At 70.7% G+C, this 24,987-nt stretch carries 24 protein-coding genes; 13 read left to right on the top strand and 11 right to left on the bottom strand.

Going from position 1 to position 24,987, the window contains the following annotated elements:
* Positions 1 to 2 precede the first annotated feature (2 nt).
* From ACIPY8_RS00915 to ACIPY8_RS00890, 6 genes are all read right to left on the bottom strand, one after another.
* Positions 3 to 1,010: an aldo/keto reductase gene (locus ACIPY8_RS00915; RefSeq protein WP_400813959.1), complete on the bottom strand. Its 1,008-nt coding sequence runs from the start codon at positions 1,008 to 1,010 to the stop codon at positions 3 to 5.
* Positions 1,007 to 2,146 (bottom strand): mandelate racemase/muconate lactonizing enzyme family protein, encoded by a 1,140-nt coding sequence (locus ACIPY8_RS00910; protein ID WP_400813957.1) that lies wholly within the window; start codon positions 2,144 to 2,146, stop codon positions 1,007 to 1,009. Before ACIPY8_RS00910 ends, ACIPY8_RS00915 begins: the two co-directional genes overlap by 4 nt.
* Positions 2,146 to 3,030, bottom strand: a complete 885-nt coding sequence (locus ACIPY8_RS00905) for a carbohydrate ABC transporter permease (RefSeq protein ID WP_400813956.1) — start codon at positions 3,028 to 3,030, stop codon at positions 2,146 to 2,148. The genes ACIPY8_RS00910 and ACIPY8_RS00905 overlap by 1 nt, the downstream gene beginning before the upstream one ends.
* Positions 3,023 to 3,985 carry a carbohydrate ABC transporter permease gene (locus ACIPY8_RS00900; RefSeq protein WP_400813954.1) on the bottom strand — a complete coding sequence of 321 codons (963 nt, stop codon included), beginning with the start codon at positions 3,983 to 3,985 and terminating at the stop codon, positions 3,023 to 3,025. Before ACIPY8_RS00900 ends, ACIPY8_RS00905 begins: the two co-directional genes overlap by 8 nt.
* A 13-nt stretch (positions 3,986 to 3,998) precedes the next feature.
* Complete coding sequence (locus ACIPY8_RS00895; RefSeq protein ID WP_400813952.1) at positions 3,999 to 5,252, bottom strand: ABC transporter substrate-binding protein; 1,254 nt, start codon at positions 5,250 to 5,252, stop codon at positions 3,999 to 4,001.
* A gap of 115 nt (positions 5,253 to 5,367) precedes the next feature.
* Positions 5,368 to 6,729 (bottom strand): alpha-L-fucosidase, encoded by a 1,362-nt coding sequence (locus ACIPY8_RS00890; protein WP_400813951.1) that lies wholly within the window; start codon positions 6,727 to 6,729, stop codon positions 5,368 to 5,370.
* 85 nt (positions 6,730 to 6,814) lie between these two features.
* Between ACIPY8_RS00890 and ACIPY8_RS00885 the strand changes: the two genes are divergently transcribed.
* Genes ACIPY8_RS00885 through ACIPY8_RS00875 form a run of 3 tightly spaced genes read left to right on the top strand, consistent with a single transcriptional unit; the run spans position 6,815 to position 10,021 of the window.
* Positions 6,815 to 8,143, top strand: a complete 1,329-nt coding sequence (locus tag ACIPY8_RS00885) for an alpha-L-fucosidase (protein WP_400813949.1) — start codon at positions 6,815 to 6,817, stop codon at positions 8,141 to 8,143.
* A 13-nt stretch (positions 8,144 to 8,156) separates the two neighbouring features.
* Positions 8,157 to 8,486 carry an L-rhamnose mutarotase gene (locus ACIPY8_RS00880; RefSeq protein WP_400813947.1) on the top strand — a complete coding sequence of 110 codons (330 nt, stop codon included), beginning with the start codon at positions 8,157 to 8,159 and terminating at the stop codon, positions 8,484 to 8,486.
* A gap of 35 nt (positions 8,487 to 8,521) precedes the next feature.
* Entirely contained in the window at positions 8,522 to 10,021 is a 1,500-nt protein-coding gene (locus ACIPY8_RS00875) for a hypothetical protein (RefSeq protein WP_400813945.1), read from the top strand.
* 34 nt (positions 10,022 to 10,055) lie between these two features.
* Here ACIPY8_RS00875 and ACIPY8_RS00870 read toward each other — a convergent pair whose 3' ends face one another.
* On the bottom strand, positions 10,056 to 11,117 hold the full coding sequence (locus ACIPY8_RS00870; protein WP_400813943.1) for a LacI family DNA-binding transcriptional regulator: 1,062 nt from the start codon (positions 11,115 to 11,117) through the stop codon (positions 10,056 to 10,058).
* 59 nt (positions 11,118 to 11,176) lie between these two features.
* Between ACIPY8_RS00870 and ACIPY8_RS00865 the strand changes: the two genes are divergently transcribed.
* The gene (locus ACIPY8_RS00865; RefSeq protein ID WP_400813942.1) at positions 11,177 to 12,412 is read left to right on the top strand and encodes an MFS transporter; all 1,236 of its coding nucleotides are present in this window, start codon (positions 11,177 to 11,179) and stop codon (positions 12,410 to 12,412) included.
* Positions 12,413 to 12,446: 34 nt separating this feature from the next.
* Positions 12,447 to 13,142 (top strand): endonuclease NucS, encoded by a 696-nt coding sequence (nucS, locus tag ACIPY8_RS00860; RefSeq protein WP_400813940.1) that lies wholly within the window; start codon positions 12,447 to 12,449, stop codon positions 13,140 to 13,142.
* A gap of 6 nt (positions 13,143 to 13,148) precedes the next feature.
* Here nucS and ACIPY8_RS00855 read toward each other — a convergent pair whose 3' ends face one another.
* A complete protein-coding gene (locus tag ACIPY8_RS00855) occupies positions 13,149 to 13,553 on the bottom strand; it encodes a response regulator (RefSeq protein ID WP_400813939.1) in 405 nt (134 codons plus the stop codon).
* 130 nt (positions 13,554 to 13,683) lie between these two features.
* Here ACIPY8_RS00855 and ACIPY8_RS00850 point away from each other — a divergent pair, with 130 nt between their 5' ends.
* Positions 13,684 to 14,349: an HAD hydrolase-like protein gene (locus ACIPY8_RS00850; protein WP_400813938.1), complete on the top strand. Its 666-nt coding sequence runs from the start codon at positions 13,684 to 13,686 to the stop codon at positions 14,347 to 14,349.
* 93 nt (positions 14,350 to 14,442) lie between these two features.
* Here the strand turns inward: ACIPY8_RS00850 and ACIPY8_RS00845 are convergent, their stop codons facing one another.
* Positions 14,443 to 14,649 (bottom strand): cold-shock protein, encoded by a 207-nt coding sequence (locus ACIPY8_RS00845; RefSeq protein ID WP_050723454.1) that lies wholly within the window; start codon positions 14,647 to 14,649, stop codon positions 14,443 to 14,445.
* Positions 14,650 to 15,207: 558 nt separating this feature from the next.
* On the opposite strand from ACIPY8_RS00845, the gene ACIPY8_RS00840 reads away from it, so the two are divergent.
* Positions 15,208 to 16,026 carry a shikimate 5-dehydrogenase gene (locus ACIPY8_RS00840; RefSeq protein WP_400813935.1) on the top strand — a complete coding sequence of 273 codons (819 nt, stop codon included), beginning with the start codon at positions 15,208 to 15,210 and terminating at the stop codon, positions 16,024 to 16,026.
* Between the two features lie 3 nt (positions 16,027 to 16,029).
* Here the strand turns inward: ACIPY8_RS00840 and ACIPY8_RS00835 are convergent, their stop codons facing one another.
* The gene (locus tag ACIPY8_RS00835) at positions 16,030 to 17,217 is read right to left on the bottom strand and encodes an MFS transporter (protein WP_400813932.1); all 1,188 of its coding nucleotides are present in this window, start codon (positions 17,215 to 17,217) and stop codon (positions 16,030 to 16,032) included.
* A gap of 129 nt (positions 17,218 to 17,346) precedes the next feature.
* Between ACIPY8_RS00835 and ACIPY8_RS00830 the strand changes: the two genes are divergently transcribed.
* Genes ACIPY8_RS00830 through ACIPY8_RS00815 form a run of 4 tightly spaced genes read left to right on the top strand, consistent with a single transcriptional unit; the run spans position 17,347 to position 21,383 of the window.
* Positions 17,347 to 17,796, top strand: a complete 450-nt coding sequence (locus ACIPY8_RS00830) for a MarR family winged helix-turn-helix transcriptional regulator (protein ID WP_400813929.1) — start codon at positions 17,347 to 17,349, stop codon at positions 17,794 to 17,796.
* Between the two features lie 20 nt (positions 17,797 to 17,816).
* The gene (locus ACIPY8_RS00825; protein ID WP_400813927.1) at positions 17,817 to 19,661 is read left to right on the top strand and encodes a substrate-binding domain-containing protein; all 1,845 of its coding nucleotides are present in this window, start codon (positions 17,817 to 17,819) and stop codon (positions 19,659 to 19,661) included.
* 7 nt (positions 19,662 to 19,668) lie between these two features.
* Entirely contained in the window at positions 19,669 to 20,697 is a 1,029-nt protein-coding gene (locus ACIPY8_RS00820) for a hypothetical protein (protein WP_400813926.1), read from the top strand.
* Positions 20,694 to 21,383, top strand: a complete 690-nt coding sequence (locus ACIPY8_RS00815) for an aspartate/glutamate racemase family protein (protein ID WP_400813923.1) — start codon at positions 20,694 to 20,696, stop codon at positions 21,381 to 21,383. The genes ACIPY8_RS00820 and ACIPY8_RS00815 overlap by 4 nt, the downstream gene beginning before the upstream one ends.
* Positions 21,384 to 21,404: 21 nt before the next feature.
* Here the strand turns inward: ACIPY8_RS00815 and ACIPY8_RS00810 are convergent, their stop codons facing one another.
* Positions 21,405 to 22,349, bottom strand: coding sequence for a LacI family DNA-binding transcriptional regulator (locus ACIPY8_RS00810; protein ID WP_400813921.1), 945 nt, complete (start codon positions 22,347 to 22,349; stop codon positions 21,405 to 21,407).
* A gap of 114 nt (positions 22,350 to 22,463) precedes the next feature.
* Between ACIPY8_RS00810 and ACIPY8_RS00805 the strand changes: the two genes are divergently transcribed.
* Positions 22,464 to 23,957, top strand: coding sequence for a mannitol dehydrogenase family protein (locus ACIPY8_RS00805; RefSeq protein ID WP_400813920.1), 1,494 nt, complete (start codon positions 22,464 to 22,466; stop codon positions 23,955 to 23,957).
* Complete coding sequence (locus ACIPY8_RS00800) at positions 23,954 to 24,958, top strand: L-idonate 5-dehydrogenase (protein ID WP_400813918.1); 1,005 nt, start codon at positions 23,954 to 23,956, stop codon at positions 24,956 to 24,958. The genes ACIPY8_RS00805 and ACIPY8_RS00800 overlap by 4 nt, the downstream gene beginning before the upstream one ends.
* Positions 24,959 to 24,987 lie beyond the last annotated feature (29 nt).

Raw genomic sequence — 24,987 nt, 5'->3', positions numbered from 1 at the left:
TCTCATCGTACGGGCTGCTCTCCCCGCGTCCATCGAGGGCGCGCTGACGCGTTCCCGGGGCCGATCAGCCCTTCGTCTCGCAACTCCTGCCACACGGGGGAGGGCACCGGGTCGGACACCAGGCCGCTGTTGCGTGCGACCTGCTCCGCGCTCGCGCCTCCCATCACGACGCCCGCGACGGCCGGGTGGGTGAGAGGGAACTGCGCGGAGAGCTCGGGGAGCGTCCGGTCGTGCCGTCGCGCGACGGCGGCGATCGCCCTGGCGCGCTCCCGCACCTCCCGATCGGCGGGTCCGTAGTCGAACAGCGCGTCGGCCGCCGGGTCATCGGTCGCGAGGATGCCGGAGTTGAAGACCGCGGCGGCGAGGATCCGGACTCCGTGCTCCTCGGCGGCGGGGAGCAGGTCGTCGGCCGCCGTCTGGTCGAGCAGCGTCCACCGACCCGCGACCATCATCACGTCGGCATCCGTCTCCCTGACGAACCGCGACAGCATCGCGCTCTGGTTCATGCCGGCGCCGAACGAGCAGACGACCCCCTGGTCGCGGAGCTCGCTGAGCGCGGGGAACGCCCCGTCGAGGGCCTCGCGCTCGTGCTCGTCGGGGTCGTGCACGAGGGCGATGTCGATCCGGTCGAGGCCCAGCCGGGTGAGCGACTCCTCGATCGAGCGCAGCACCCCGTCGCGGGAGTAGTCGCGCACGCGCCTGTGGTCGGCCGGCACGTCGAAGAGCGCGTCGATGTCGGTGCGTCCGGCCGCTTCCTGCGGCACGAGCAGCCGACCGACCTTGGTGGAGACCACGATCTCGTCGCGTGGAAGGGCGCGCAGCCCCTCCCCGAGACGGCGCTCGGCGAGTCCCAGACCGTAGTGCGGTGCGACGTCGAAGTACCGCACCCCGCTCGCCCACGCCGCGGGCACGATGCCGGGCCACACGTCGTCGGCGAGCGCCCGGTAGAGGTTGCCGAGCGCGGCGGCACCGTAGCCGACGACCCCGCCGGGGAGGACGGATGCCGTCATGCGACGACCAGTCTGCCCAGGGCATCCTCGTCCCAGGCGATGCCGAGACCCGGCGTGGGAGGAGCCCATCCGCGTCCGTCGTCGATGCGCATCTCGGCGGTGGTGACGGCGCGCAACTGGGGGATGTGCTCGAGGTACAGCGCGTTGGGGATCGCGCACACGAGCGACACGTGCAGCTCCATGAGGAAGTGCGGGGCCACACGGGCGTTGAACGACTCCGCCAGGTGCGCGATCTTGAGCCAGGGGGTGATGCCGCCCACGCGGGCGACGTCGGCCTGCACGATCGACGCTCCCCCGCGCTGCAGGTGCTCGCGGAAGTGGCCGAGCGAGTACATGCTCTCCCCCACCGCGATCGGCACCGATGTCGAGCGCGCGAGCAGCCGGTGCCCCTCGACGTCCTCCGCCGGGAGCGGCTCCTCGAACCAGAACACGTCGACCTGCTCGAACAGTCGCGCACGGCGCACGGCCTCGGCGACCGAGAACGACTGGTTCGCGTCGACCATGATGTCCATGCCGGGCCCCACGGCCTCGCGCACGGCGCGCAGACGCTCCAGGTCCTCGTGCCCTCGGGGCATCCCGACCTTGATCTTGACCCCGCCCATGCCGCGCTCCTGCGCCGCGACCGCGTGGGCGACGAGCTCGTCCGCGCTGTAGTGCAGCCACCCGCCCTCGGTGTCGTACAGCGGCACGGAGGGCGACGCCCCGCCCGCGGCGACCCACAGCGGCAGACCCGCGCGGCGGGTCCTCGCGTCCCACACGGCGGTGTCCACCGCGGCGAGCGCGAGCGCGGTGATGGGGCCGACGGTCGTCGCGCGAGTGATGCCGAACAGGGCCAGCCACACCGCCTCCGGGCGCTCGGCCTCGAGGCCGATGAGCGCGGGGAGCAGCGACTCGCGCAGCAGACTCAGCACGGCGCCTCCGCCGGTGCCGATCGTGTAGCTGTAGCCGACTCCCTCGGTGCCGTCGGCCGTGCGCAGTCGCACGACGATCGTCTCCTGCTTCACGAAAGTCTGCAGCGCATCCGTCCGCACGGTCTCGACGGGGATGTCGTGCAACCGGGCCTCGGCGTGCACGATGCGGCTGCCGGCCGTCGCGTCGGCACGCGCGTCGAGCAGCGTGTCAGTGGTCGTGGTCATCAGCGTCCTCCGAGTCCGCCCAGGGTGACCCCCTTGATCAGCTGGCGCTGCAGCAGCAGAACCAGGATCAGCGAGGGGATGACGGCCAGCGTCGACGCCGCCATGAGCAGAGCCCACTGGGTGCCGAACTGACCGGTGAACATGCCGAGGCCCAGGGGGACCGTCGCCATGTCCTGCGTGTTGATGATGATGAGCGGCCACAGGTACGAGTTCCAGTAGCCGATGAACGAGAAGACCGCGAGAACGCTGAGCGGGGCGACCAGCTGCGGCAGGAGCACCGACCACAGCGTGCGGAGTCGGGAGGCGCCGTCGATCAGCGCGGCCTCCTCGTACTCCACGGGGATCGTGAGGAAGAACTGGCGCATGAGGAACGTGCCGAACGCCGTGAACGCGAACGGGATGATGAGCGCCGCGTAGGTGTCGTTGAGTCCCCAGCCGTTGATCATGATGAACAGCGGCACGACGAGCACCTCCTGCGGCAGCACGAGCGTGAGCACGAACAGCAGGAACAGCTTGTCGCGGAACCGGAACCGCAGCCGCGAGAACGCGTAGGCCGAGAGCACCGCGACGACGACCGAGAGCGCGGCGCCGGCGATCGCGACGACGAGGCCGTTGAGGATGAAGCGCCCGAACGGCACGACCGTCCACGCCTCGACGAAGTTCGCCCAGCGGATCTCCGAGCCGAACACCTGGGGCGGCGCCGTGAACACCTCGTTCTCCGGCTTGAGCGCGGTGAGGAACATCCAGATGAACGGGAAGGCGAACAGCAGCGCCACGACGGCAATCGCGGCGGTGTTCAGCCACTCCTTGACGGATGCCCTCCGCTGGCGAGCCCGCCGCGGGAGGATCAGCAACGCGGTCGCCGACAGGTCTCGATCACTCATAGTTCACCCACTTGCGCTGGCCGACGAACTGCAGCGCCGTGATGAGCATCACCACGACGAACAGGATCCACGCGAGCGCGGACGCGTAGCCCAGCCGGTCGAAGACGAAGCCGTTCCGGTACAGGTACAGCACGAACGTGTTGGTGCTCTCGCCCGGACCGCCCTGCGTGAGGAACAGCGGCTGCACGAACACCTGGAAGGCGCCGATCATCGTCATGGTGGAGCAGAAGAAGAGCGACGGCGACAGCAGGGGCAGCACGATGTAGCGCAGGCGCTGCCACGCGCTCGTGCCGTCGATGCGCGAGGCCTCGAGGAGCTCCTTCGGGATGGCGCTGAGCCCCGCCGACAGCACGATGACGTTGTATCCGAACGACTGCCACACCGACATCGCGATCACGGAGGGCAGCGCCCACGCCGAGTCGGAGAGCCAGTTCGGGCCGTCGATGCCGACCGTGGCGAGCATCGAGTTCACGAGACCGTCCTGCGACAGCAGCAGTCGCCACACGAGGGCGTTCGCCACCATCGGCGTGATCACGGGGAGGAAGAAGATGACGCGCCAGGCGCCCGCCGCCTTCATCCGCGTGTTGAGCCAGAGCGAGATCGTGAGCGCGACGAACAGGTTCAGCGCGGTGTAGACGATCGCGAAGATCACGGTGTTCCACAGCACGGTGTAGAACGTCGGATCGCGGAACAGCTTGAGGTAGTTCTCGATGCCGATGAAGTCCGGGCTGCCGAAGAGCCTCCAGTCGAAGAGGCTGATGAAGGCCGACCCGAACAGGGGGGTGAGGATGAACAGGACGAACCCGATCATCCCCGGGGCGAGGAACGCCACCGCCACCCAACCGTGTCCGCGTCGCCGCGGCGTGCGGGGGACCCGCGGGGCGGGAGCGCCGAACGGCGCGCCCGCCCCGGTGGGCATCGCAGAGGAGGCCGTGGCCTCTCTCCGGTCGCTCATGATCGCCATCCGCTCAGCCCGCGACCGAGTTCTGGATCGTCTCCATGATCTCGGCGGCCGTCAGCTCACCCCGGTAGCCCTGCACTCCGTACTGCGTCATCAGGGTCTCCACCTGGTTCCAGGTCGGGGTGGTGCGCTGCGGGGTCGCGTCGGCGAGGAGCGCCTCGACGACGTCGGCCGCCCCCTCGGTCTTGCCCTCGGCCCAGGCCGGGAGCGCCTCGATGCGCGCGGGGACGATTCCTCGCGCCTCGGCCTGCTTCTCCTGCACGGACACCGAGGTGAGCGCCTCGATCGCCGCGAACGCCTCGTCGGGACGCTCGCAGTTCGCCGCGATGCCGAACCCGGATCCGGCGGTCATGGCCGCTGCCGTCCCGCTCGTCGACGGCACGATCGTGACCCCGAGCGTGAAGTCCGCGGCCTCGGCGAAGCTGCCGTACATCCACGGGCCCTCGATGAGCATCGGCACCTCGCCCGAGGTGAACGCCTGCTGCGAGACCTCGGACCCGTCGGCGGCCTCGGGAGCCTTCGCGACCTGGTCGACCGCGACGAGGTCGAAGAAGCTCTGGATCTGGTCGACGAAGTCGTCGTTCGTGAGGTCGAGGTCGCCGTCCTCCGTCACGGCCGGCACGCCGTCGGCCAGCGACCACGCGTTGGGGATGAAGATGCCGGGCGCGATCGCCAGGCCCTTCTTCTCGCCGTTAGTGAGCGCCTTGGCGTCGGACACGAACTGGTCGCGCGTGTACTCGGTGCCCGGGAGTTCGAGGCCCGCGGCCTGGAAGGCCTCCACGTTGTAGAACAGCACGATGGGCTCGGCGTCGTACGGGATCGCGCGGATCGTGCCGTCGACCGTCATGCCCGACAGCATCGAGGCGTCGATCTCGCTCGTGTCGAAGCCAGCCTTCTCGATGAGGTCGTCGAGCGGCATGAGCAGATCTCCGAGCTCCTGCGCCCTGGCGGCCTGCGTCGTGAGCAGACACGGCGGGTTCGCGCCGCTCAGGCGCGTCTTGACCTTGGTCCAGTAGTCCGCGAAGCTCGGTCCCTCGACGGAGATGTCGAGGTCCGGGTCCTCGGCCTGCGCCCCGGAGATGAAGTCGGCCCACTGGGCCTGGTCGCCCTCGCTCGCGGCCCAGGTGTAGAGCACGAGCGGACCGCCGGCCTCACCGCCGCCGCCGGAGCCGCTCGCGCAGCCGGCCAGCGTCACCGCGGCGAGTCCGGCGACGCCGGTGAGGATGAGGCGCTTCGCGCGCCGAGAGGGAACTGCATTCATTCTGTCTGCCTCCTTCATTGGATGCCGATGCTCGATGCATGGGTGGGGGGGTACTGCTCGGACGCACCCGGGATCTGCGATCCGTCCGGGTGTCGGGTGCGCACGTTCTCGGGTGTCAGGCGGCGGGGGTCCCGTCGCCGGACAGGTCGATCGCGATGACGTCGATCAGCGCGCCGGACGGCTGCGGCGCGACGATGCGCAGCTCACCGAGCTCGTCGCCCGCGGTCGACGCCTCGTGCACCTCGAAGCTGGCGTCGTGCCGCAGGTCGACACCGTCGGCGAGACGGTGCACGCGGGTGATCCGCCGCACGGGAAGGCCTCGCACGATGATCTCGTCGACGGGCAGCGCGGTCAGGTGCAGGTACACGCGGCCCGCGCGCGCGGTGACCGGTCCGGGGAAGTCGACGCCCACCGCGGGGTCGACGCCGATCACGGATTCGGCGTGCGCCCGCATCCACTCCGCGAACTCGCCGAGCCGCTCCTGCTCGACGACCGGCAGCGCGCCGTCCGGCCCCGGTCCGACGTTGAGCAGGAGGTTGCCTCCGCGGGCGACGACGTCGATCAGCGTCACGAGCAGCGACCGCGCGGGCTTCTCGTTGTCGGGACCGCGGCGCCAGGCCCAGTGGTCTCCGATCGTCAGGCACAGCTCCCACGGACCGGTCGGCGGTGTGAGGGGGAAGCCCTGCTCCGGCGTGCGGTAGTCGCCCTGTCCGGGCAGTCGGTCGTTGATGACGACGTCCGGCTGCAGCTCCTTGATGAGCCGGCGCAGTCCCGGTGCGGTCCACTCGGCGGCCGAGCGCTCCCAGTCGCCGTCGAACCACAGCAGGTCGATCGTGCCGTAGTGCGTCAGCAGCTCCGTGAGCTGTGCCCGCACGTACTCGAGGTAGCGCGCCCACTCCTCGGGGCTCGACCGGCGGTGGCGATCCGTCGCATCCGGGGTGTCCGCGAACTCCGGCATCCCCGCCGCGGGCCAGTGCTCGAGCTTGTACGGCAGGTCCTCATCGCGGAAGGCGGGGTAGTCGGGGTGGTTCCAGTCCGGGAGGCTGTAGTAGATCCCGACCCGGAGACCCGCGGCGCGCACGGCGTCGACGAACTCGCGGGTGATGTCGCGCCCGAAGGGGCCGTGCTGCACCCCGAAGTCGGACTCCGCGGTGAAGAACATGTTGTAGCCGGCGTGGTGGCGCGCCGTGAACACCACGTACGTGGCGCCCGCCTCCTTCGCACGGCGGGCGAGGTCGGCGGCGTCCCACCGGGTCGGGTCGAACGTCGGCGCCGTCGCCTGATACTGCGCGACCGTGACGGCGTCCTCCACGGCGTCCACCCCGGGGATGATCGAGCGGCCGACGAGCGGCCAGGAGATCTCGATCCCCTGCTGCGAGGCCTGGTCCCAGTGGACGAAGAGCCCGAGCCCCGCGCCGGTGAACCATTCGCCGCCCGGGATGCGGTCGGCGGGACGCCTGAGGGTCGCGTCTGTCATCGTCACTCTCCTTCGAGTTCAAGATTTCCTATAGGATACGGGATAGACGAAGCAGTTCACAAGGGTGTGATGAAAGGTGCCGACCATGGCGATGTTCTCGACCGATCCCGTCCGACCCGAGGCCTACCGACGATTCGAGCGCCCGCTCCCCGAGTGGTTCCGCGGAGCCGCGCTGGGGATCTTCGTGCACTGGGGTCCGTACTCCGTGCCCGCCTGGGCCGAACCCACGGGCGAGCTCGGCGCGGTGCCGCGGGAGCAGTGGTACGCGCACAACCCCTACGCGGAGTGGTACGCCAACACCATCCGCATCGAAGGATCGCCGGCCCGCGCGCACCACGACGCCGTGCACGGCGGCGCCCCCTACGACGCCTTCCTCGACGACTGGCGTGCCGAGGACTTCGACGCCGACGAGGTCCTGTCCGTCGTCGCCGCCACGGGCGCCGGGTACTTCATCCCGACGACCAAGCACCACGACGGGGTGACCCTGTGGGACGCCCCGGGCACCGACGGACGCAACACCGTCGCGCGAGGCCCACGCCGCGACCTGGTCGGCGCGTTCGCGGACGCCACGCGCGCAGCGGGCCTGCGCTTCGGGGTCTACTACTCGGGCGGCCTCGACTGGCACTTCTCCGAGCTGCCGCCCATCGAGCACGACGGCGATCCCGCGCCCGACGACATCGCCTACGCGGAGTACGCCCACGACCACGTGATCGATCTGATCGACCGCTATCGCCCCGACATCCTGTGGGGGGACATCCGCTGGCCGCAGGCCGGCATCGACCCGGGGCCCTCGAGCCTCGCCCACGTGTTCGAGCGGTTCTACGCCGAACTTCCGGACGGCGTCGTGAACGATCGGTGGGGACTGTCACACTGGGACTTCCGCACCTCCGAGTACGTGCACGGCACCGCGGTCGAGGTCGGCGACGCCTGGGAGAACACCCGCGGGATCGGCCTGTCCTTCGGGCACAACCGCAATGAGACCGACGCGCACCTGCTCTCGGCCGACGACGCCGTGCGGCTGCTGGTCGACGTCGTGTCCCGTGGTGGCAACCTGCTCCTCAACATCGGACTCGAGGCGTCGGGGCGCATCCCGGACGGGCAGCGACGGACGCTCGAGGGCCTCGGCGAGTGGAACCGCCGTCACGGCCACGCCGTCTTCGGCGCCCGACCCGAGCCACGCCTGCAGGCGTCCGACGAGCCGTGGCTGCGCTGGACGAGGGCCGGCGACCTCGTGCACGCCGTGGTCGATCGCGTGGACGGCATCCTCCTCCCCGACCCCGACGCGCTCCTCGACGAGACGTCGGCGACGGTCGCCGGAGCGCCGATTGCGGCAGAGCGCCGCGACGGTGCCATCCTGGTCGGGACGACGGGGTCCGAGACACCCGTCGCGATCACCTTCCGCACGAGAGACTGACGAGAGGCTCACCATGCGCATCGCCCTGCACTCCGAGATCCGCGAGGGCGCGATCGACGACTACCGCACGAACCACGAGCGCATCCCGGATGCCCTCGCCGACACGTTCGCGCGCATCGGCATCCGGGAATGGACCATCTGGCGGTCGGGCCACCGCCTGTTCCACCTCGTGGAGTGCGACGACTGGGACGCCGCGGTCGCGGCCCTCGCCGACGACCCGGCCGACCATGCGTGGCAGGCCGACATCGGCCGCTTCGTCGAGCTGTTCCGCGACGCCGACGGCGCGGAGGGCACAGCGCCCCTCGAGCAGGTGTGGGACCTCTCGGCGCAGCGCAACGCCTGACGGCTCCCCCCGCGGCCTCATGGCAGAGTAAGCCCGTGACGCGGACCTGGATGCGGGAGCTGGCCGGCTGGACGCTGGCGCTCGCCGTCGCCCTGGTCACCGCCGGCGCGGTCGCGGCGTCGGCTCGCGCGGAGCTGCTGTTCCGCGACGGGGACTCCGTGATCGTGGCGCTCCTGTCGCGATCGATCCTCGCCGGGGATCGGCTCGACTGGGCGATGTCGAGCGTGCTCTTCCTTCCCGAGACCGCCGTGTTCACCACGCTCGACGCCCTGCTCCCCGTCGGCGTCGACGCGCTGCTCGCCGTGAGCGCAGTGGTGAACCTCCTCGGGCTGTACGGGGCGATCCGCGTCGCGGCCGGCCGCGCCCGCGAGGGCCGCGCGCCGGTCGCATGGTCGGTCGTCGCTCTCGGGGTGTTCGGTGCGATCGCGATGACCGAGACCTCGGCATCGCGCGATGCCCTGGATCTCGCGTCGTTGCAGCTCACGACGACCTACTATTCGGCCACGGTCATCGCCGTGGTGCTCTCGATCGGACTCGCGCGACGCATGCGCGACGGCAGCTCGCACCGCATCGCGCTTCCGCTCCTGCTTCTCGGTGTCACGGCGGCATCGACCCTGTCGAACCCGCTGTTCGCCGCCTGGCTCGCGGCTCCCCTGCTCGTGATCCTGGCGGTCGATCTGCTGCGCCGGGCCGACCTCCGCGGCACGCTCTCGCTCATCGGAGCCCTCCTGGCGGGAACCGCCGCGGGGTTCGCGCTTCGTATTCCGTTCGCGGCATGGATCGCCAACACCGGGGCGGGCTACGCGCAGCCGACGATGTGGCGCGAATCGCTCGAGTACTACGGACGCCTCGTCGGCGACCGGCTGCAGGAGCCCCTCGGGGTGCTCGCGCTCCTCGTCGTGGTCGCTCTCCTCGCCCTCGGCGTCGTCCGGACGTTCCGCCCCGTCGACGAGGCCTCGCGCCTCGTATCCCTCGTCTCCTGGGCGCTGCCCCTCGTCGTGATGCTCGGCGCGATCGCGCTCGGCACGCATGCGGCGCGGTACCTGCAGCCGCTCGTGTTCGTCCCGATGCTCGCGCTCGTGGCCCATCCGCGCGCGCTCCGCCTCCCCGCACGGCCGCGTCGGCAGACGGCAGCCGTCGTCGCGATCGCCGTGCTCGTCGCCGGAGGACTGAGCCTGCCCAGGATCGCGAGCGCGGTGGACCGACCGGACGCCGACCTCACGTGCGTGACGGACTGGGTCGACGCGTCCGGTCGCACCGGGGCCGGGCAGTTCTGGACCGTGCGCCTGCCCAAGCTCCATGCGGAGGATCCCGCGCGGCTCGTGCAGGTGGACCACCGCCTCGACGGCTACGCGTGGCTCGTGAACCGCACCGACCTGGAGACCCGCGAGGTCACGTTCCTCGTGCAGGACTCCCAGACGGTGGCGTGGGAGCTGCCGCTGGCCGCGGTGCCCGACCGGATCGTCGAGTGCGGACGCTGGACCATCCTCGACTTCGCCTCGACCCCGCTGCCGATCGGCCCCGCGCACTCATAGGACCGGGATCGCCGCGCTCCCGCGACGGATCGGCTCAGCGCCCGGGCGCCGCGGTCGTCGTCCCCGGCCGGAACCGGCAGGTGAGATGCAGCGTCGCACCCGGTTCGCCGCGCAGCATGCGGGCGACCTGCTCACCGGCGGCGCGACCCTTCTCGACCGCGGGCTGCACGCTCGTGGTGAGCACGAGGTCACCGAGACCGTCGGCGTCGATGCCGTCGAAGCCCGCGACCGAGAGATCCTCCGGAACACGGAGCCCCAGCTCCTCGGCTGCGCGGATCACGCCGACCGCGAGCAGGTCGCTCTGGGCGAGGATCGCCGTGGGACGGGTCGCCGGGTCCTCGAGCAGCGTCCGCCCGACGATCAGGCCCTCGTCGATCAGACTCCCTCCCGCCGATACGGCCGGGGCCTCGGGGAAGATCTCGCGCATGCCCGCGAGGCGGTCCACCGTGACGTCCACCGTCGCGGCCGCGATGCGCTCGGGCGTCACCGGTCCCCGCTCGCGCTCCTGGTCGAGGGGCAGCGTCACGAGAGCCACGTCGTGGTGCCCGAGCTCGCGGAGGTGGCGGGCGACATCGGCTGCCGCGGCCGCGTTGTCGAGCGTGATCCGGGGGATGCCCTCACCCGCGTCGCCCTCGATCACCACGACGGGGAGTCCACGACCGCGGACGATGTCGAGCGATGCGCGGGTGCGGCCCGAGCATCCGATCAGCACGAACGCGTCGACGGGCGCGCTCGCGAGCGGCGACCCGTCGTCCCCTGGTTCGTCGCGCATGAGCAGGATGCCGGAGCTCAGGTCGGCGAGACCGTCGGTGAGGCCGTCCATCATCGCGGTGGTCACCGGGTCGAGGAAGGCGGCGCGCAGATGCCCTTCCAGGACGACGGCGACGATCCCGCTGCGCCCCCGACGCAGGGAGGCGGCCCGCGGGTCCGGGCCGGCGTATCCGAGGTCGGCCGCCGCGGCGAGCACGCGTTCGCGAGTGGCCGGTGCGACGTTGGCCTTGCCGCTGAAGACCACGGAGGCGGTCGACGTCGCGACTCCTGCCTCGCGGGCGACGTCGGCGATGGTCGCCCGGCGCGCGGGCTCCTGACTGGTCATACTCCGAGGATAACCCGGCCGGGTTCCCTCGGATCGAATCGATTCGATAGGCTGAGCGCATGGACACAGCCCTCACCCGGTCGCAGTATGTGCGCTGGCGCACCGCGATCTTCGCGATCTTCCTCGCCAGCGGCCTCTCGATCGCGACGTGGGCGTCGCGTGTCCCCGACATCAAGACCGCGCTCGAAGTCGACAAGGCCCAGGTCGGAATGCTGCTCCTCGGGGCCGGCATCGCCTCGATCATCGGGATCTCGACGAGTCCGGCGATCATGGCGCGCACGGGAGCGCGCCTCGGCATGATGCTCTCGATCGTGACCTTCGCCTCCGGCGTCGCCCTGATCGGCATCGGCGCGAACGTCCTCGGCTCGTACGCCGTCGTGCTCATCGGACTCGCGCTGTTCGGACTCGGCAACGGCTGCGTCGACGTCATGATGAACGTCGAGGCCACGGCGATCGAGCAGCACGCGGGCAAGACGATCCTGCCGCTGTTCCACGCCTTCTTCAGCTTCGGCACGGTGATCGGCGCCGGCGTCGGGGCTCTCGCCGCACAGCTGCGCATCGACGTGTTCGCCCACACGCTCGCGATCGCCGTGCTCATCCTCGCGATCGGCGTCGTCAGCATCGCGAACGTCCCCCGCCGCGAGGAGACCCTCGACCGCAGCGGCGCCGACGCCGACAAGCCGCACTGGCGAGAGCGCATGCACGTCGCCCTGTCGGCCTGGCGCGAGCCGCGCACCTACGCGATCGGCGTCGTCATGCTCGGCATGTCCTTCGCCGAGGGCGGCGCCAACGACTGGCTCGCGCTCGGCGTCGCCGAGGACCACGGCGGCGGCACGGCCCTCGGCGCCGCGGCGCTCGCCACGTTCTCGGTCGCGATGACGGCGGTGCGCGTGTTCGGCGGGCCCCTCGTCGATCGCCTCGGTCGCGTGATCGTGCTGCGTGCCCTCGCCCTGACGGCGGCCGCGGGCATCCTGCTGTTCATCCTCGCGCCGAACCTCCCGCTCGTGTTCCTCGGTGCAGCGCTCTGGGGCATCGGCGCGTCCCTCGGCTTCCCGCTCGGCATGTCGGCCGCGGCCGACGATCCCGCCAAGGCCGCGGCCCGGGTGAGCGCGGCGGCCACGATCGGCTACATCTCGTTCCTCGGCGGCCCCCCGGTGCTGGGCTTCATCAGCGAGCACATCGGCCTCTTGAACACGCTGTTCATCCTCGTCGTGCTCGCGGCGCTGTCCGGCCTCTTCTCGGGCGCCGCCCGTCCGCTGCGGGAGGACGAGAAGACCCCGGTGACCGCGGCCTGACATCGCGGGCGGCGGATGCCGTTAGGCTCGTCGGGTGCGTCTCGTCATCGCCCGCTGCTCCGTCGATTACACGGGGCGGCTCAATGCCCACCTGCCCCTCGCCACGCGTCTGCTCGTGCACAAGGGGGACGGCAGCCTGCTCGTGCACTCCGACGGCGGCAGCTACAAGCCACTGAACTGGATGAGCCCTCCGTGCACTCTCGCTCCCGAGGAGCCGGGCGAGGAGGAGGCGAGCGCCGGGGTCGTCGAGGTGTGGCGCGTCACGCACAAGAAGACCGGCGACGCGCTGCGCGTGCAGATCTACGAGATCATCCACGACTCGAACCACGACCTCGGCGTCGACCCCGGCCTGCAGAAGGACGGCGTGGAGGCCGACCTGCAGCGGCTCCTCGCCGAGCAGGTCGAGCTGGTCGGGGAAGGGACGACACTGGTGCGTCGCGAGTACCCGACCGCGATCGGCCCCGTCGACCTGATGGTCCGCGACGCGAACGGCGCCGCGATCGCGATCGAGGTGAAGCGCCGCGGCGACATCGACGGCGTCGAACAGCTCACACGGTACCTCGAACTCCTGGGCCGCGATCCGCACCTCGCTCCGATCACCGGGATCTTCGCGGCGCAGGAGATCAAGCCGCAGGCGCGAGTGCTCGCCGAGGACCGCGGCATCCGCTGTCTCGTGCTCGACTACGACGACATGAAGGGCATCGAGTCGGGCATCCCGCGTCTCTTCTGAGTCGGATCACGGCGAGACGGGGGTCAGCAGCCGTCGGGACGGTCCCTCGAGCCGCGCGATCGCGACCTTGACCTCTGACAGCTCGCGCTGCACCCCGCTCTGGAGGGTCTCGAGTCCCGTCATCCGGGTCTCGAGTCCGGTCATCCGGGTCTCGAGTCCCGCCATCCGGGTCTCGAGTCGATCGAACCGTCCGTCCGCCTCCACGAACCGCGCATCCCACCTCGTAGTCGCCTCCACGAACCGCGCGTCCCAGCGCGCGTCCTGCGCGGCGAACCGCGCATCCCATCGCGCGTCCTGCGCAGCGAACCGGGCATCCAGCCGGTTGAGGAGCCAACCGCAGGCACTGACGAACGCGACGATCACCGACACCCCGCACGCGATGATCGCGATGACCTCGATCGACACGAACACGCCTCCATCCTTCTCCGCCCCCGCGGAGTTGTCACCGACGGTACGCGAACGCGATCCGGCATCCCGGAATCCGTGGACGACCCCGTTCACGCGGAATCGGGGGAGGAGGAGTGCCCATAGGCTGGAGGGTATGGCTTCCTCCCCCTACTCGTGCGTGCTCTGGGACGTCGACGGCACCATCGTCGACGCGTCCGTCGGGATCCTCCGCCGGTTGAACGTGGCCCTCACGCACTTCGGTCGACCCGCACCCACGCGCGAGGAGCTGACGCACTGGATCGGGCCGCCCATGTTCGACTCGTTCCAGGCCCAGGCCGCCATGACGCCGGAGCAGGCGACCGAGGCCGTGGCGTTCTACCGGGAGCTGGGCAAGGCCGACGGGTACACGACCGACATCGCGACCTACCCCGGCGTGCCGGAGATCATCCGCGACGTCCATGCCGCCGGCATCCCTCAGGCCACCGCGAGCTCCAAGCCCGAGAACCAGGTCGACGCCATCGTCGACTTCTTCGAGCTGCGTCCCTTCTTCCTCACGACGGTCGGCGCGACGCCCGATGAAGCGACCCTCGCGTCCAAGACCGACATCGTCGCCGAGGCGCTGCGGCGTCTGGCCGAGCGCGGAGTCGACGTCTCGCGTCCCGTGCTGATCGGCGACCGCCACCACGACGTCGAGGGCGGCAACGCGAACGGCGTTCCGGTCGTGTTCGTGGATTGGGGCTTCAGCGACGCGCACGAAGGCGACGAGGCGGCGTTCCGCGTCACCTCCGCCGCCGAGCTCCGCTCACTCCTGCTCCGCTGAGCGCCGGGCGCACGGCGGCCGGAAGCACAGAACTCCCCGCCGGATGCCGCGATCGCTGCGGCCCCGGTCGGGGAGTTCTCGAGTCGTCCGGTATCAGACCGGGCGGATGTTCTCGGCCTGCAGGCCCTTGGGGCCCTGCGCCACGTCGAACTCGACTCGCTGGTTTTCCTCCAGCGAGCGGTAGCCGGAAGACTGGATGGCGGAGTAGTGCGCGAAAACGTCGGCGCCGCCGTCGTCGGGGGAGATGAAGCCGAAGCCCTTCTCCGAGTTGAACCACTTGACCGTGCCCTGAGTAGCCATTTACTGCCTGTTCTGCTGGAAAAGAAGCCGACGCAGGATGCACCGGTGTGGTCCACGCTAGTGGAGCACACGCCGAGGGGAAGTCCTGGTTTCAGCCCGTAACCCAAATGTTGCACGAGCGTCACCCGCGGGCGGCAGCGGAGGGCGCCCGGAAAATGGTGTGGCCCTCACCGCGGGGGGAGCGATGAGGGCCGAAGACGACCGGAGGGTGCGTCAGATACCACCCTAACCCCTCCGAGACCGTTCTGTCCCCCATTTGGGGGACAGAGTCGAAAAAAGTTGAGAATCTCGTGGAAGATAGCGGCCCCCTCGAGTGGCGCATTGGGGACTGAGCGACTCGAGGGGGCCCAATCGCATGCACGGATCGCCTTTGCCTCTGGGGAAGGCAGCCCGTCGTCTGGGGTGGACGGAGACGATCAATCCCCTGTGCACGCACCTTCACCCTAGGGGAGGACGCGTGATCTGGCTACGGGGGTTGACGCCCGCGCGCGTCGCGTGAGAGCGCTTCCACGCGCATGCCCGAGGGATGACGTCCTCCCGCGCGAGTAGCCTGTTCCGGTGACCATGCTGAACAAGGACATGACCCTGTGCATCTCGCTGTCGGCACGGCCGAGCAACAACGGGACGAGCTTCCACAACTTCCTCTACGAGGAGCTCGGGCTGAACTGGATCTATAAGGCCTTCGCGCCCACCGACCTCGCCCAGGCGATCGCCGGCGTGCGCGGCCTCGGGATCCGCGGCTGCGCCGTGTCGATGCCCTATAAGGAGGACGTCATCGCGCTGGTCGACCGGATGGACGCCTCGGCGACGGCGATCGACTCGGTGAACACGATCGTCAACGACGACGGGGTGCTCACCGCCTACAACACCGACTACAGCGCGATCGCCCAGCTCATCGAGAGGAACGCCCTCGATCCCGCGTCCTCGGTGCTGCTGCGCGGCTCCGGGGGGATGGCGAAGGCGACCGCCGCGGCGTTCCGCGACGCGGGGTTCACGCGCGTCACGATCGCCGCCCGCAACGAGGACCGCGGCCGCGGTCTCGCCGACCTCTACGGCTTCTCCTGGACGGCGGATGCCGCAGCCACGACCGCCGACGTCATCGTGAACATCACCCCGATCGGCATGGCCGGCGGATCCGATGAGCAGACGCTCTCGTTCACCGAGGAGCAGATCGCGGCGGCATCCGTGGTGTTCGACGTCGTGGCCCTCCCCGCCGAGACGCCGCTGGTCCGGGCGGGGAGCGCGGCGGGAAAGACGGTGATCACGGGCGCCGAGGTCGCGACGCTGCAGGCTCTCGAGCAGTTCGTCCTCTACACCGGCATCCGCCCCTCGGCCGCGCAGGTGCAGGCGGCCGAGGAGTTCATGCGCGCGCAGTAGCCCTCAGGCGGCGACGGTGCGCAGGGTGCCGGAGGCGGTGGTGACCGGGCGGCGTGCGGTGACGGCCGCGATCACCATGACCACGAGCGCGGACGCCGTGATCGCGGCGCCGATCCAGATCGGCGAGGTGTAGCCGAGACCGGCGGAGATCCCGAGTCCGCCTGCCCACGCGCCGAGGGCGTTGCCGACGTTGAAGGCGCCGATGTTGGCACCCGAGGCGAGCGTGGGCGCGCGCCCGGCGTAGCGCATGATCCGGCTCTGGAGGCCGGGGACCGTGCCGAACCCGAACGCCCCCATGACCACCAGGATCGCGATGGTCGCGGGCTGCGACCAGGCGAGCAGGCCGAAGAGGACGAGCACCACGAGCAGCGCCCCGATGAAGAGCAGCAGAGTGCGGTCGATCGCGCCGTCGGCGAGGCGTCCGCCGACCCAGTTGCCGATCACGAGCCCCGCGCCGAACAGCACGAGGAGCCACGGGACGGCCCCGGCGTCGAAGCCGGAGACCCCGGTGAGCGTGTACGCGATGTAGGTGAAGGCGCCGAACATGCCGCCGAACGCGAGCGCCGTCACGATCAGCGAGAGCCAGACCTGGCCCGACCGGAACGCACGGAGCTCGTGGCGGAGGCTGACCTGCGCGCCGGTGTCGCGCGGCGCGGTCACGAGCACCGCGATGCCGGCGAACGCGAGCACGCCGATGCCCGAGATCACCCAGAACGTCGCGCGCCAGCCGAACTGCTGGCCGAGGAAGGTGCCGAAGGGGACACCGAGCACGTTGGCGGCGGTGAGTCCCGTGAACATGATGGCGATCGCGCGGGCCTTCTTCTCGGGGGCGACGAGGTCGGCGGCCACGACCGAGCCGATGCCGAAGAACGCCCCGTGGCAGAGCGCGGCCACGATGCGGCCGGCCATCGCGACCGAGTAGTCCGGGGCGACGGCGGTGAGGGCGTTGCCGAGGATGAAGAGGACGACGAGTCCCAGCAGCACGGGCTTGCGCGGGAGGCGCGTGGTGGCGGCGGTGAGTCCCAGGGCGCCGACCACGACGCTCAGCGCGTAGCCCGAGATGAGCCATCCGGCGGTTGCCTCGGTGACGCCGAAGTCGGCGGCGACCTCGGGCAGGAGGCCCATGATGACGAACTCGGTGAGTCCGATGCCGAAGGCGCCGATGGCGAGTGCGATGAGTCCGAGTGGCATGGGGTGCGCTCCGTGGTCCTCTGCTAAAGTAGTTGCAGACGCGGGATATTGCGTCCGACGGATAATCATTGCACACGCAACTATCCAGCGCAAGCAACTACCTGCGCTCGCACACACTCGGAGGACACCATGGGCATCTCGGACGACGCCGTCGAGATCCGCGCGCGCGGCTGGCGCACGCTCGCCGCACTCCACGGGATCATCGACGCCGAGCTGGAACGCGCACTCGGCGCCTCCGTCGGCCTGTCGGTCGTGGAGTACACCGTGCTCGACGCGCTCAGCCGGCAGGACGGCTGGCACATGCGGATGCAGCAGCTCGCCCGCGCCGCCGCGCTCAGCCCGAGCGCGACCACACGTCTCGTCACCCGGCTCGAGGACCGGGGTCTCCTCACCCGCATCCTGTGCGCCGACGACCGGCGAGGCATCTACACCGAGCTCACCGCCGCCGGTCAGGCGCTGTACGAGCAGGCGCATCCGATCCATGACGAGACCCTCGAGCGCGCACTCGGCGAGGCGGTCGCCCAGCCCGAGCTCGCGCCCGTCGTGCGCGCCCTGCAGGGGGCGTCGGTCACCGCCTGACCACCGGGTACTCTGGGCGCATGAGCGCGCCTCGCACCGCACGACGCATCCCCGCACGACGCACGCCCGCGGCTCTCGCCCTCGCGGCCGCCGTGGCACTCGTCCTCACCGCCTGCACGGCCGGGGGCGACGACGGCGGCTCGGACGGCGGAGGCGGACAGGCGTTCCCCGACGACGGCTGCACGCACATCACCGTCGCGACCTCCTCCGAGAAGGTCAACATGCTCGACGAGCTCGCGAAGGCCTTCAAGGACTCCCCCGAGCACGAGGGCCTGGACACGTGCGCGACGGTGCGCCCCACGAACGTGTCGTCGGGCAACGCGACGCGCTTCCTCACCTCCGGCGAGGACTGGCCGAGCGACGACCGGGCGCTGTGGCCCACGCTGTGGTCGCCGGCATCCACCGTCTGGACCGACCGCGTCGCCGCCGCGGCCTCCGCGAACCTCGTCGGAGAGCCCGTCTCGTTCACGCGCACCCCCGTGGTGTTCGGGATGCCGGAGCCCATGGCGACCGCGCTGGGCTGGCCGGACGCGCCGATCAGCATCACCGATCTCGAGAACCTCTGCCAGGATCCGGAGGGCTGGGGCAGCGTGGGCAAGGACATCTGGGGCGCGTTCAAGATCTCGAAGACGAACCCGAACACCTCGACCACCGGACTGTCGACGATCCTCATGCAGTCCTATGAGGCCACGGGCAAGAGCGAGGGGCTCACGGCCGCCGACGTCGAGGCCTCGGCCGACTTCTCCCGCGTGTTCGAGGAGTGCGTGATCCACTACGGCGACACGACGGGGAACGTGCTGTCGACGCTGTACGACGAGACGCAGAACGGCTCGAACGGCTCGGCGTACGTCTCGGCCGTCGCGCTCGAGGAGACCTCGCTGCTCAACTACAACCAGGGCAACCCCGACTCGCACACCGTGCAGCCCGGCGAGACGCTCACTCCCCCGAAGACCAAGCTCGTCGCGGTCTATCCCGCCGGTGGCTCGATGTGGTCGGACAACCCCGTGACGGTGCTCGGCGCCGACTGGGTGACGCCCGAGCAGCGCACGGCCGGCGAGGCGTTCGCCGCCTTCCTGCAGACGACGGCCGCGCAGAAGATCCTCCCCGGCTACGGATTCCGTCCGCTCGACGAGTCGGTGCCCCTCGGCGACCTGTTCACCGCGAAGTTCGGCGTCGACCCCGCCCTGCCCGCCGTCACGCTCCCGAAGCCGGACGTCGACGTGATCTCCACGGCCATCGATCAGTGGACGCAGGTGCGCAAGCCCTCGTCCGTGCTGGAGCTCATCGACATCTCGGGCTCGATGGACGACCCGATCGGCGACGGCCGCTCCCGCCTCGACGGCGCGATCGAGGGCGCGCAGACGACGCTGAACCACTTCCGCTCGACGGACGAGATCGGAGTGTGGGCTTTCACGACCGGCATCTCCTCGGATGCCGGCGATGGTATAGAGGTGCTGCGCGACGTCTCGGCCCTGGGCTCGGACGGTGAGAAGCTCGACTCCTCGCTCGATGATCTGCGCTTCGCCCAGCGCAACGGGACACCGCTCTACGACTCGATCCTCCTCGCCTACGAGGCCATGCGGGACCGGGCGGAGCCGGGGCGCATCAACGCGATCGTCGTGCTCTCCGACGGTGAGGACACCGACTCCCGGACGTCGCTCGACTCGCTCATCGCGAAGATCGGCAAGAGCACCGAGGAGGGCGGAGACGACGCCCCCGTGCGTATATTCCCGATCGCGTATGGAGAGGGAGCCGACACCTCCGCGCTGCAGCGCATCGCCGATGCGACGGGCGGTCAGCTCTTCGACGCCTCCGACGCCGAGCGGATCGATCTCGTGTTCGCCTCCGTGATCAACAACTTCTGAGGCCTCGATGCCCTTCGTCTCCGCTTCGAGCAACCCCTGGCTCGACGACGCGCTCGAGCAGATCGCGACGCAGAGCGTGTACGTCGACTCCGATGTGCCCGGTCATGCGGGCCTCCAGGAGGAGATCGCGAGCGTCGTCCCGGGGGACGGCTCGATCGCCGTCGTCGTGCTGCCCGAGGCCGCCGGCAAGGACCTGCCGTACCAGACCTACCTCCTGGAGAGGCTGACCGCCGCCGGCGACCACGACACCGTGATCCTCGCGGTCGGATCAGACCTGCAGGCCGACTCGACCGCGATCGACGGCGACGTGGCGCTGCGCATCGCGAACGAGAACGAGTCCGGCGACCTGCAGGCGTCGCTCGTCGAGACCGTGCAGGAGATCTCCGCCGAGACGCCCGCCTCACCGGGCGGCGGCGATGCGGATGGTGCAGGCCTGCTGGTGCCGGGACTGATCGGCGGAGTCGTGCTCCTCGCGGCCGCCGGTGCCGCCATCGGGCTGATCGCGCGCCGTCGGAGCGGCCGCGCGGCCACCGCCCCCTCCACGGACCCGATCCCGGCCGGCATCCGTCAGCGCATCGACCGTCTGCGCGAGCTGCGTCCCGCCTACGCGTCGGTTCCGGGGAACGCGGTCGCCGCCGAGACGGCCGCCGGCATCGACGCGCTCGCGTCGCATGTCGAGCAGCTGTTCCTCCGGCTCGATGCCAAGGCGGGCGAGGATCAGAGCGTGCTGGCCGAGGCCGAGTACTCCGACAAGCTCGCCCGCCTGGTCGCGGCGCTCGAGCCCGACTACCTGCTCGACCTGCTGACGCGTCCCGACCTGTGGGACGCCCCGGACGAACGCGTCGCCGAGGTGCGCGAGGCCCTCGCGGCCGTGACGACGCAGATCGTCGACAACATCAAGCAGGTGAACGGCCGCAGGGGCCTGCTGTTCCAGGTCTCGCTGGACTCGCTCATCGGACGCAGCGAGCTGCGCGACTGGGAGCGCCAGTTCGGCGAGACCTCGGGACACGACGGAAGCACGGGAGGCAGGGAATGAAGACGATCGGCGTGCTCGGCGGGATGAGCTGGGAATCGTCGCTCGAGTGGTACCGCCTCGCGAACCAGCGCGTCCAGGAGCAGCTCGGCGGGTACCACTCCGCGCGGATCGTGCTGGACTCCGTCGACTTCGCCGAGATCGAGGCCCTGCAGGTCCGCGGGGACTGGACGGCTGCGGGCGAACTGCTCGCGCAGCGCGCCCGGGCACTGGAGGCCGCCGGAGCCGAGATCCTCGTGCTGTGCACCAACACCATGCATCTCGTGGCCGAGCAGATCCAGGATGCGGTCGACATCCCGTTCCTGCACATTGCCGACGTCGCCGCCGAGGCCGTCGCGGCGACCGGTCTCACCACGGTCGGTCTGCTGGGCACCGCGTTCACGATGGAGCAGCCCTTCTACCGCGAGCGCCTCGCCGCTCACGGGCTCACCGCCCTCGTGCCGGATGCCGAGGACCGGGCCCTGGTCCACGCGGTCATCTACGACGAGCTCGTGCACGGCGAGATCCGCGACGAGTCCCGCCGGCGCTACGCGGAGGTGATCGAGCGTCTCGTGGCGAGGGGCGCCGAGGGCATCATCCTCGGCTGCACCGAGATCGAGCTCCTCGTCTCGGCCGACGACTCCCCCGTGCCGGTGTTCCCCACGACCGCGCTGCATGTCGAGGTCGCGGTCGATCGCGCGCTCTCCTGACCCGGAGCCTCGCTGGAGCCGTCAGGCGGCGGGTGCGGCGGTCGACGCGCGCACGATGAGCTGCGAACTGAGCGGAGGCACGTCCTCGGGGTCCTCGCCGGCTATGCGCTGCAGCAGGAGATCGACCGCGACGGTGCCGCTGCGATCGATCGGCATCCGCACGGTCGTGAGCGCCGGGGTGACGGCGCCCGCGAGGTCGATGTCGTCGATCCCCACGATGCTGACGTCGGCGGGGCATCGGCGTCCGAGCTCCAGCATCCCCGCCTCGAGGCCGAGCGCGACGAGGTCGTTGTACGCGACCACCGCGGTCGCACCGCTGGCGGCGGCGGGGGCGGCGGCCGCGCGTCCGCCCTGGATGGACGCGGCCTGGTGGCTCAGGAGGCTGAGGCGGATGCCGTGACGCTCGCACGCGCGGGCGACGGTGTCCGCGCGGCGGACGTCGGCCCAGGAGCCCCGGGGTCCTGAGGCGTACGCGATGTGGGTGTGGCCGAGCGCGGCGAGGTGCTCGATCGCCTGGGCGGGGCCGTGCTCGGTGTCCATCACGACGCACGGGGCTCCGTCGATCTGGCGGTTGACCACGACGTAGGGGGTGTCGCCGACGAGGTCGAGCACGTCGGCGTCGGGGAGTCGCGGCGAGCACAGCAGCATGCCGTCGAGCTTGCGCGCCTGCTCGATCTGCTCGCGCTCGCGGCGCAGGTCCTCATCGGCGTCGAACACGACGATGCGGTGGCGCCCGTGCCAGGCCTGCCCCTGGATCGCCTTGAGGAGCGTGCCGTACACGGGGTTCGCGACGTCGGGCAGGATGACGCCGAAGGTGCGCGTCGCGGTGGCGGCGGACTGCGGGGTCGCGTAGCCGAGCTCCGTCGCCGCCTCGAGCACGCGGTCGAGAGTGGCGGGCGCGAGCCGGTCGGGCTCCCCGAAGGCGCGCGACGCGGTCGCGATGGACACGCCTGCGTGTCGTGCCACGTCCGTCAGTGTCGCTGCCACGTCCACCCCTCCGTCTTTCGTGCAATCCTATGGTCCCGCAGCCCGATGCAAGAGCGCTTGACAAGTTTGTACAACTGATACACACTGCTTTACATGACGATCACCGCCGATCACCGCCGACCCGAGCGCGCGGGGATCCTGCACCTCGGCCTCGGCAGCTTCCACCGCGCGCACCAGGCGGTGTACACGGCGGCGGCCATGCAGGCCGACGGCGGCGACTGGGGAATCGTCGGCGTCGCCTCGCGTTCGCGCTCGATCGTCGATGCGCTGCACGCGCAGGACCACCTCTACTCGGTCGCCACGATCTCCCCCGACACCACGTCGCTGTCGATCCCCGGCGCCCACACCGACTCGTTCGTCGCGGCGGACGGCCCCGAGCGGGTCGTGACGCAGATCGCCGACCCCGGCATCCGCATCGTCACGCTCACCGTCACCGAGAACGGCTACAGCTACTCCGCCGCGACGCAGCGGCTCGACCTCGACGACGAGACCGTGCGCACCGACCTCCGCGGCGGCGCCCCCCGATCGACCATCGGACAGCTCGCGCGCGGCCTCCAGGCCCGCGCGGCGACCGGCGCCCCGATCTCGATCCTCAGCTGCGACAATCTCGCCGCCAACGGCAAGCACACCGAGAAGCTCGTGCGCGAGTTCCTGCAGGAGCTTCCGGGCTCGGAGGGCGCCGAGACACTCGCGTACCTCGATCGCGCCGTCACGTTCCCGTCGAGCATGGTCGACCGCATCGTGCCGGCGACCACTCCCGAGCTGCGTGCCCGCGTGAGCACTCTTCTCGGAGCCCGCGACGACATCCCGGTCCCCGCCGAGCCGTTCACGATGTGGGCGATCGAAGACGCCTTCGCCGCGGGACGCCCCGCGTGGGAGGCCGGCGGGGCCGTGTTCACCGACGAGGTCGGCCGCTACGAGCAGATGAAGGTGCGGATGCTCAACGGCACGCACTCGTTGCTCGCCTACCTCGGCGCACTGAGCGGCGCGGCCACGATCCCCGCGGCCGTCGGCATCGTCCGCATCGAACGCGCCGCCCGCGGAGTCATGCGCGACGAGTACGAGCCGTCGATCGACCTGCCCTCGGGAGTGGACGTCCGCGCCTACGAGAGCGAGCTCTTCGAGCGCTTCGCGAACTCCGCCCTCGGCCACCGCACGAGCCAAGTCGGCACGGACGGATCGGTCAAGCTCCGCCAGCGCATCCCCGAGCCCGTGCTCCTGTCGCTGTCACGCGGCGAGATGCCGCACCTCATCGCGCTCACGGTCGCCGGCTACCTGTCGTGCATCGCGCCACTGCCGGGTTTCGATCCGGGACTGCACGCCGCCGCGATGACGGATGCCGCGCGCGAGCGCCTCGCCGCTCTCGCCGCCACCGCGCAGAACGGCCGCGAACTGGCCCGACGCGTGATCGCCGAGCAGCGCCTGTTCGGCACCGAGCTCGCGGAGCAGGATGCTTTCATCGACCGTGTCGGCGCACTGGTCGACGTCATCCGACGGCAGGGCGTCGACGCTGCGATCGACGACGCCCTGGACGCGATCGGCTCCCACCCCACGACCGGCCACACCATGAAGGAGATGCAGCGATGAAGGCTCTCGCCATCCACGGCAAAGAGGACATCCGCTGGGAGGACCGCGAGGTCCCGACCCCCGGCGACGGCGAGGTCCGCCTGCGCGTGAACTACGTCGGCATCTGCGGATCCGACCTGCACTACTACTTCCACGGCGCCAACGGCGAGTACACGATCCAGGAGCCGCTGACCCCCGGTCACGAGCTCTCCGGCGTCGTCGACCTCGACCCCTCCGGCCGCCTGGCACCCGGCACGCCCGTCACGGTGCACCCCGCGCGCTACGGTCCCTCGGTCCCCGGGCTCGAGGACCGCCCGCACCTGCGCCCCGGCGGCGATTACTTCGGCAGTGCCGCAGCGCACCCGCACCGTCAGGGCGGAGCATCCGAGTACCTGCTCGTCGAGGACCACATGATCCGCGTGCTCCCGACGTCACTGCCCCTCGAGCGGGCGGCGCTGGCCGAGCCGCTCGCCGTCGCGATCCACGCCGTGGGCCTCGCGGGCGACCTCGCCGGCAAGCGCGCGCTGGTGATCGGCGCCGGCCCCATCGGACTGCTGGTCGTCGCGGCGGCCGCGCACGCCGGAGCCTCCGTCGTGGGGGCGAGCGACGTGCGCGAGGAGCCGCTGAGCCGTGCGCAGTCACTGGGTGCGACCGAGGTGCATCTCGTCGGACGCGACGCGATCGCCGACGAGTCCTACGACGTCGTGTTCGAGTGCTCCGGTGTCGGGGTCGCCCTCACGCAGGCCGTCCGCGCCGCCCGTCGCGCCGGCACGATCGTGCAGGTCGGGATGCTCGCGAACGCCGAGATCGGCGTGAACCTCGCGCCGATGCTCGCGAAGGAGCTCACGATCCGCGGAGCGTTCCGCTTCTCCACCGAGATCGACGACGCGGTCCGCATGCTGGCCGAGTCCGACGCGCTCGACTCCGTCATCTCGCACGTCCTGCCGGCATCCGACGCCGTCCGAGCCTTCGAGCTCGCCCGAGACTCCTCGGCCTCGGCCAAGGTCCTGCTCTCCCTGTAATCACCCCTCCGCGCCTCGGCGCACACCAC

This window comes from Microbacterium sp. NPDC089696, from assembly GCF_044749125.1.
In the GTDB taxonomy this organism is placed as follows: Bacteria; Actinomycetota; Actinomycetes; order Actinomycetales; family Microbacteriaceae; genus Microbacterium.
Note: the sequence above shows the minus strand (reverse complement) of the source record. Positions and strands in the feature narration are given on the sequence as shown.

What these genes read in the sequence shown, in the direction of transcription:
- ACIPY8_RS00915 (WP_400813959.1), bottom strand. Translation starts at nt 1,010, where the DNA reads ATGACGGCATCCGTCCTCCCCGGCGGGGTCGTCGGCTACGGTGCCGCC.
- ACIPY8_RS00910 (WP_400813957.1), bottom strand. Translation starts at nt 2,146, where the DNA reads ATGACCACGACCACTGACACGCTGCTCGACGCGCGTGCCGACGCGACG.
- ACIPY8_RS00905 (WP_400813956.1), bottom strand. Translation starts at nt 3,030, where the DNA reads ATGAGTGATCGAGACCTGTCGGCGACCGCGTTGCTGATCCTCCCGCGG.
- ACIPY8_RS00900 (WP_400813954.1), bottom strand. Translation starts at nt 3,985, where the DNA reads ATGAGCGACCGGAGAGAGGCCACGGCCTCCTCTGCGATGCCCACCGGG.
- ACIPY8_RS00895 (WP_400813952.1), bottom strand. Translation starts at nt 5,252, where the DNA reads ATGAATGCAGTTCCCTCTCGGCGCGCGAAGCGCCTCATCCTCACCGGC.
- ACIPY8_RS00890 (WP_400813951.1), bottom strand. Translation starts at nt 6,729, where the DNA reads ATGACAGACGCGACCCTCAGGCGTCCCGCCGACCGCATCCCGGGCGGC.
- ACIPY8_RS00885 (WP_400813949.1), top strand. Translation starts at nt 6,815, where the DNA reads ATGGCGATGTTCTCGACCGATCCCGTCCGACCCGAGGCCTACCGACGA.
- ACIPY8_RS00880 (WP_400813947.1), top strand. Translation starts at nt 8,157, where the DNA reads ATGCGCATCGCCCTGCACTCCGAGATCCGCGAGGGCGCGATCGACGAC.
- ACIPY8_RS00870 (WP_400813943.1), bottom strand. Translation starts at nt 11,117, where the DNA reads ATGACCAGTCAGGAGCCCGCGCGCCGGGCGACCATCGCCGACGTCGCC.
- ACIPY8_RS00865 (WP_400813942.1), top strand. Translation starts at nt 11,177, where the DNA reads ATGGACACAGCCCTCACCCGGTCGCAGTATGTGCGCTGGCGCACCGCG.
- ACIPY8_RS00850 (WP_400813938.1), top strand. Translation starts at nt 13,684, where the DNA reads ATGGCTTCCTCCCCCTACTCGTGCGTGCTCTGGGACGTCGACGGCACC.
- ACIPY8_RS00845 (WP_050723454.1), bottom strand. Translation starts at nt 14,649, where the DNA reads ATGGCTACTCAGGGCACGGTCAAGTGGTTCAACTCGGAGAAGGGCTTC.
- ACIPY8_RS00835 (WP_400813932.1), bottom strand. Translation starts at nt 17,217, where the DNA reads ATGCCACTCGGACTCATCGCACTCGCCATCGGCGCCTTCGGCATCGGA.
- ACIPY8_RS00830 (WP_400813929.1), top strand. Translation starts at nt 17,347, where the DNA reads ATGGGCATCTCGGACGACGCCGTCGAGATCCGCGCGCGCGGCTGGCGC.
- ACIPY8_RS00825 (WP_400813927.1), top strand. Translation starts at nt 17,817, where the DNA reads ATGAGCGCGCCTCGCACCGCACGACGCATCCCCGCACGACGCACGCCC.
- ACIPY8_RS00820 (WP_400813926.1), top strand. Translation starts at nt 19,669, where the DNA reads ATGCCCTTCGTCTCCGCTTCGAGCAACCCCTGGCTCGACGACGCGCTC.
- ACIPY8_RS00815 (WP_400813923.1), top strand. Translation starts at nt 20,694, where the DNA reads ATGAAGACGATCGGCGTGCTCGGCGGGATGAGCTGGGAATCGTCGCTC.
- ACIPY8_RS00805 (WP_400813920.1), top strand. Translation starts at nt 22,464, where the DNA reads ATGACGATCACCGCCGATCACCGCCGACCCGAGCGCGCGGGGATCCTG.
- ACIPY8_RS00800 (WP_400813918.1), top strand. Translation starts at nt 23,954, where the DNA reads ATGAAGGCTCTCGCCATCCACGGCAAAGAGGACATCCGCTGGGAGGAC.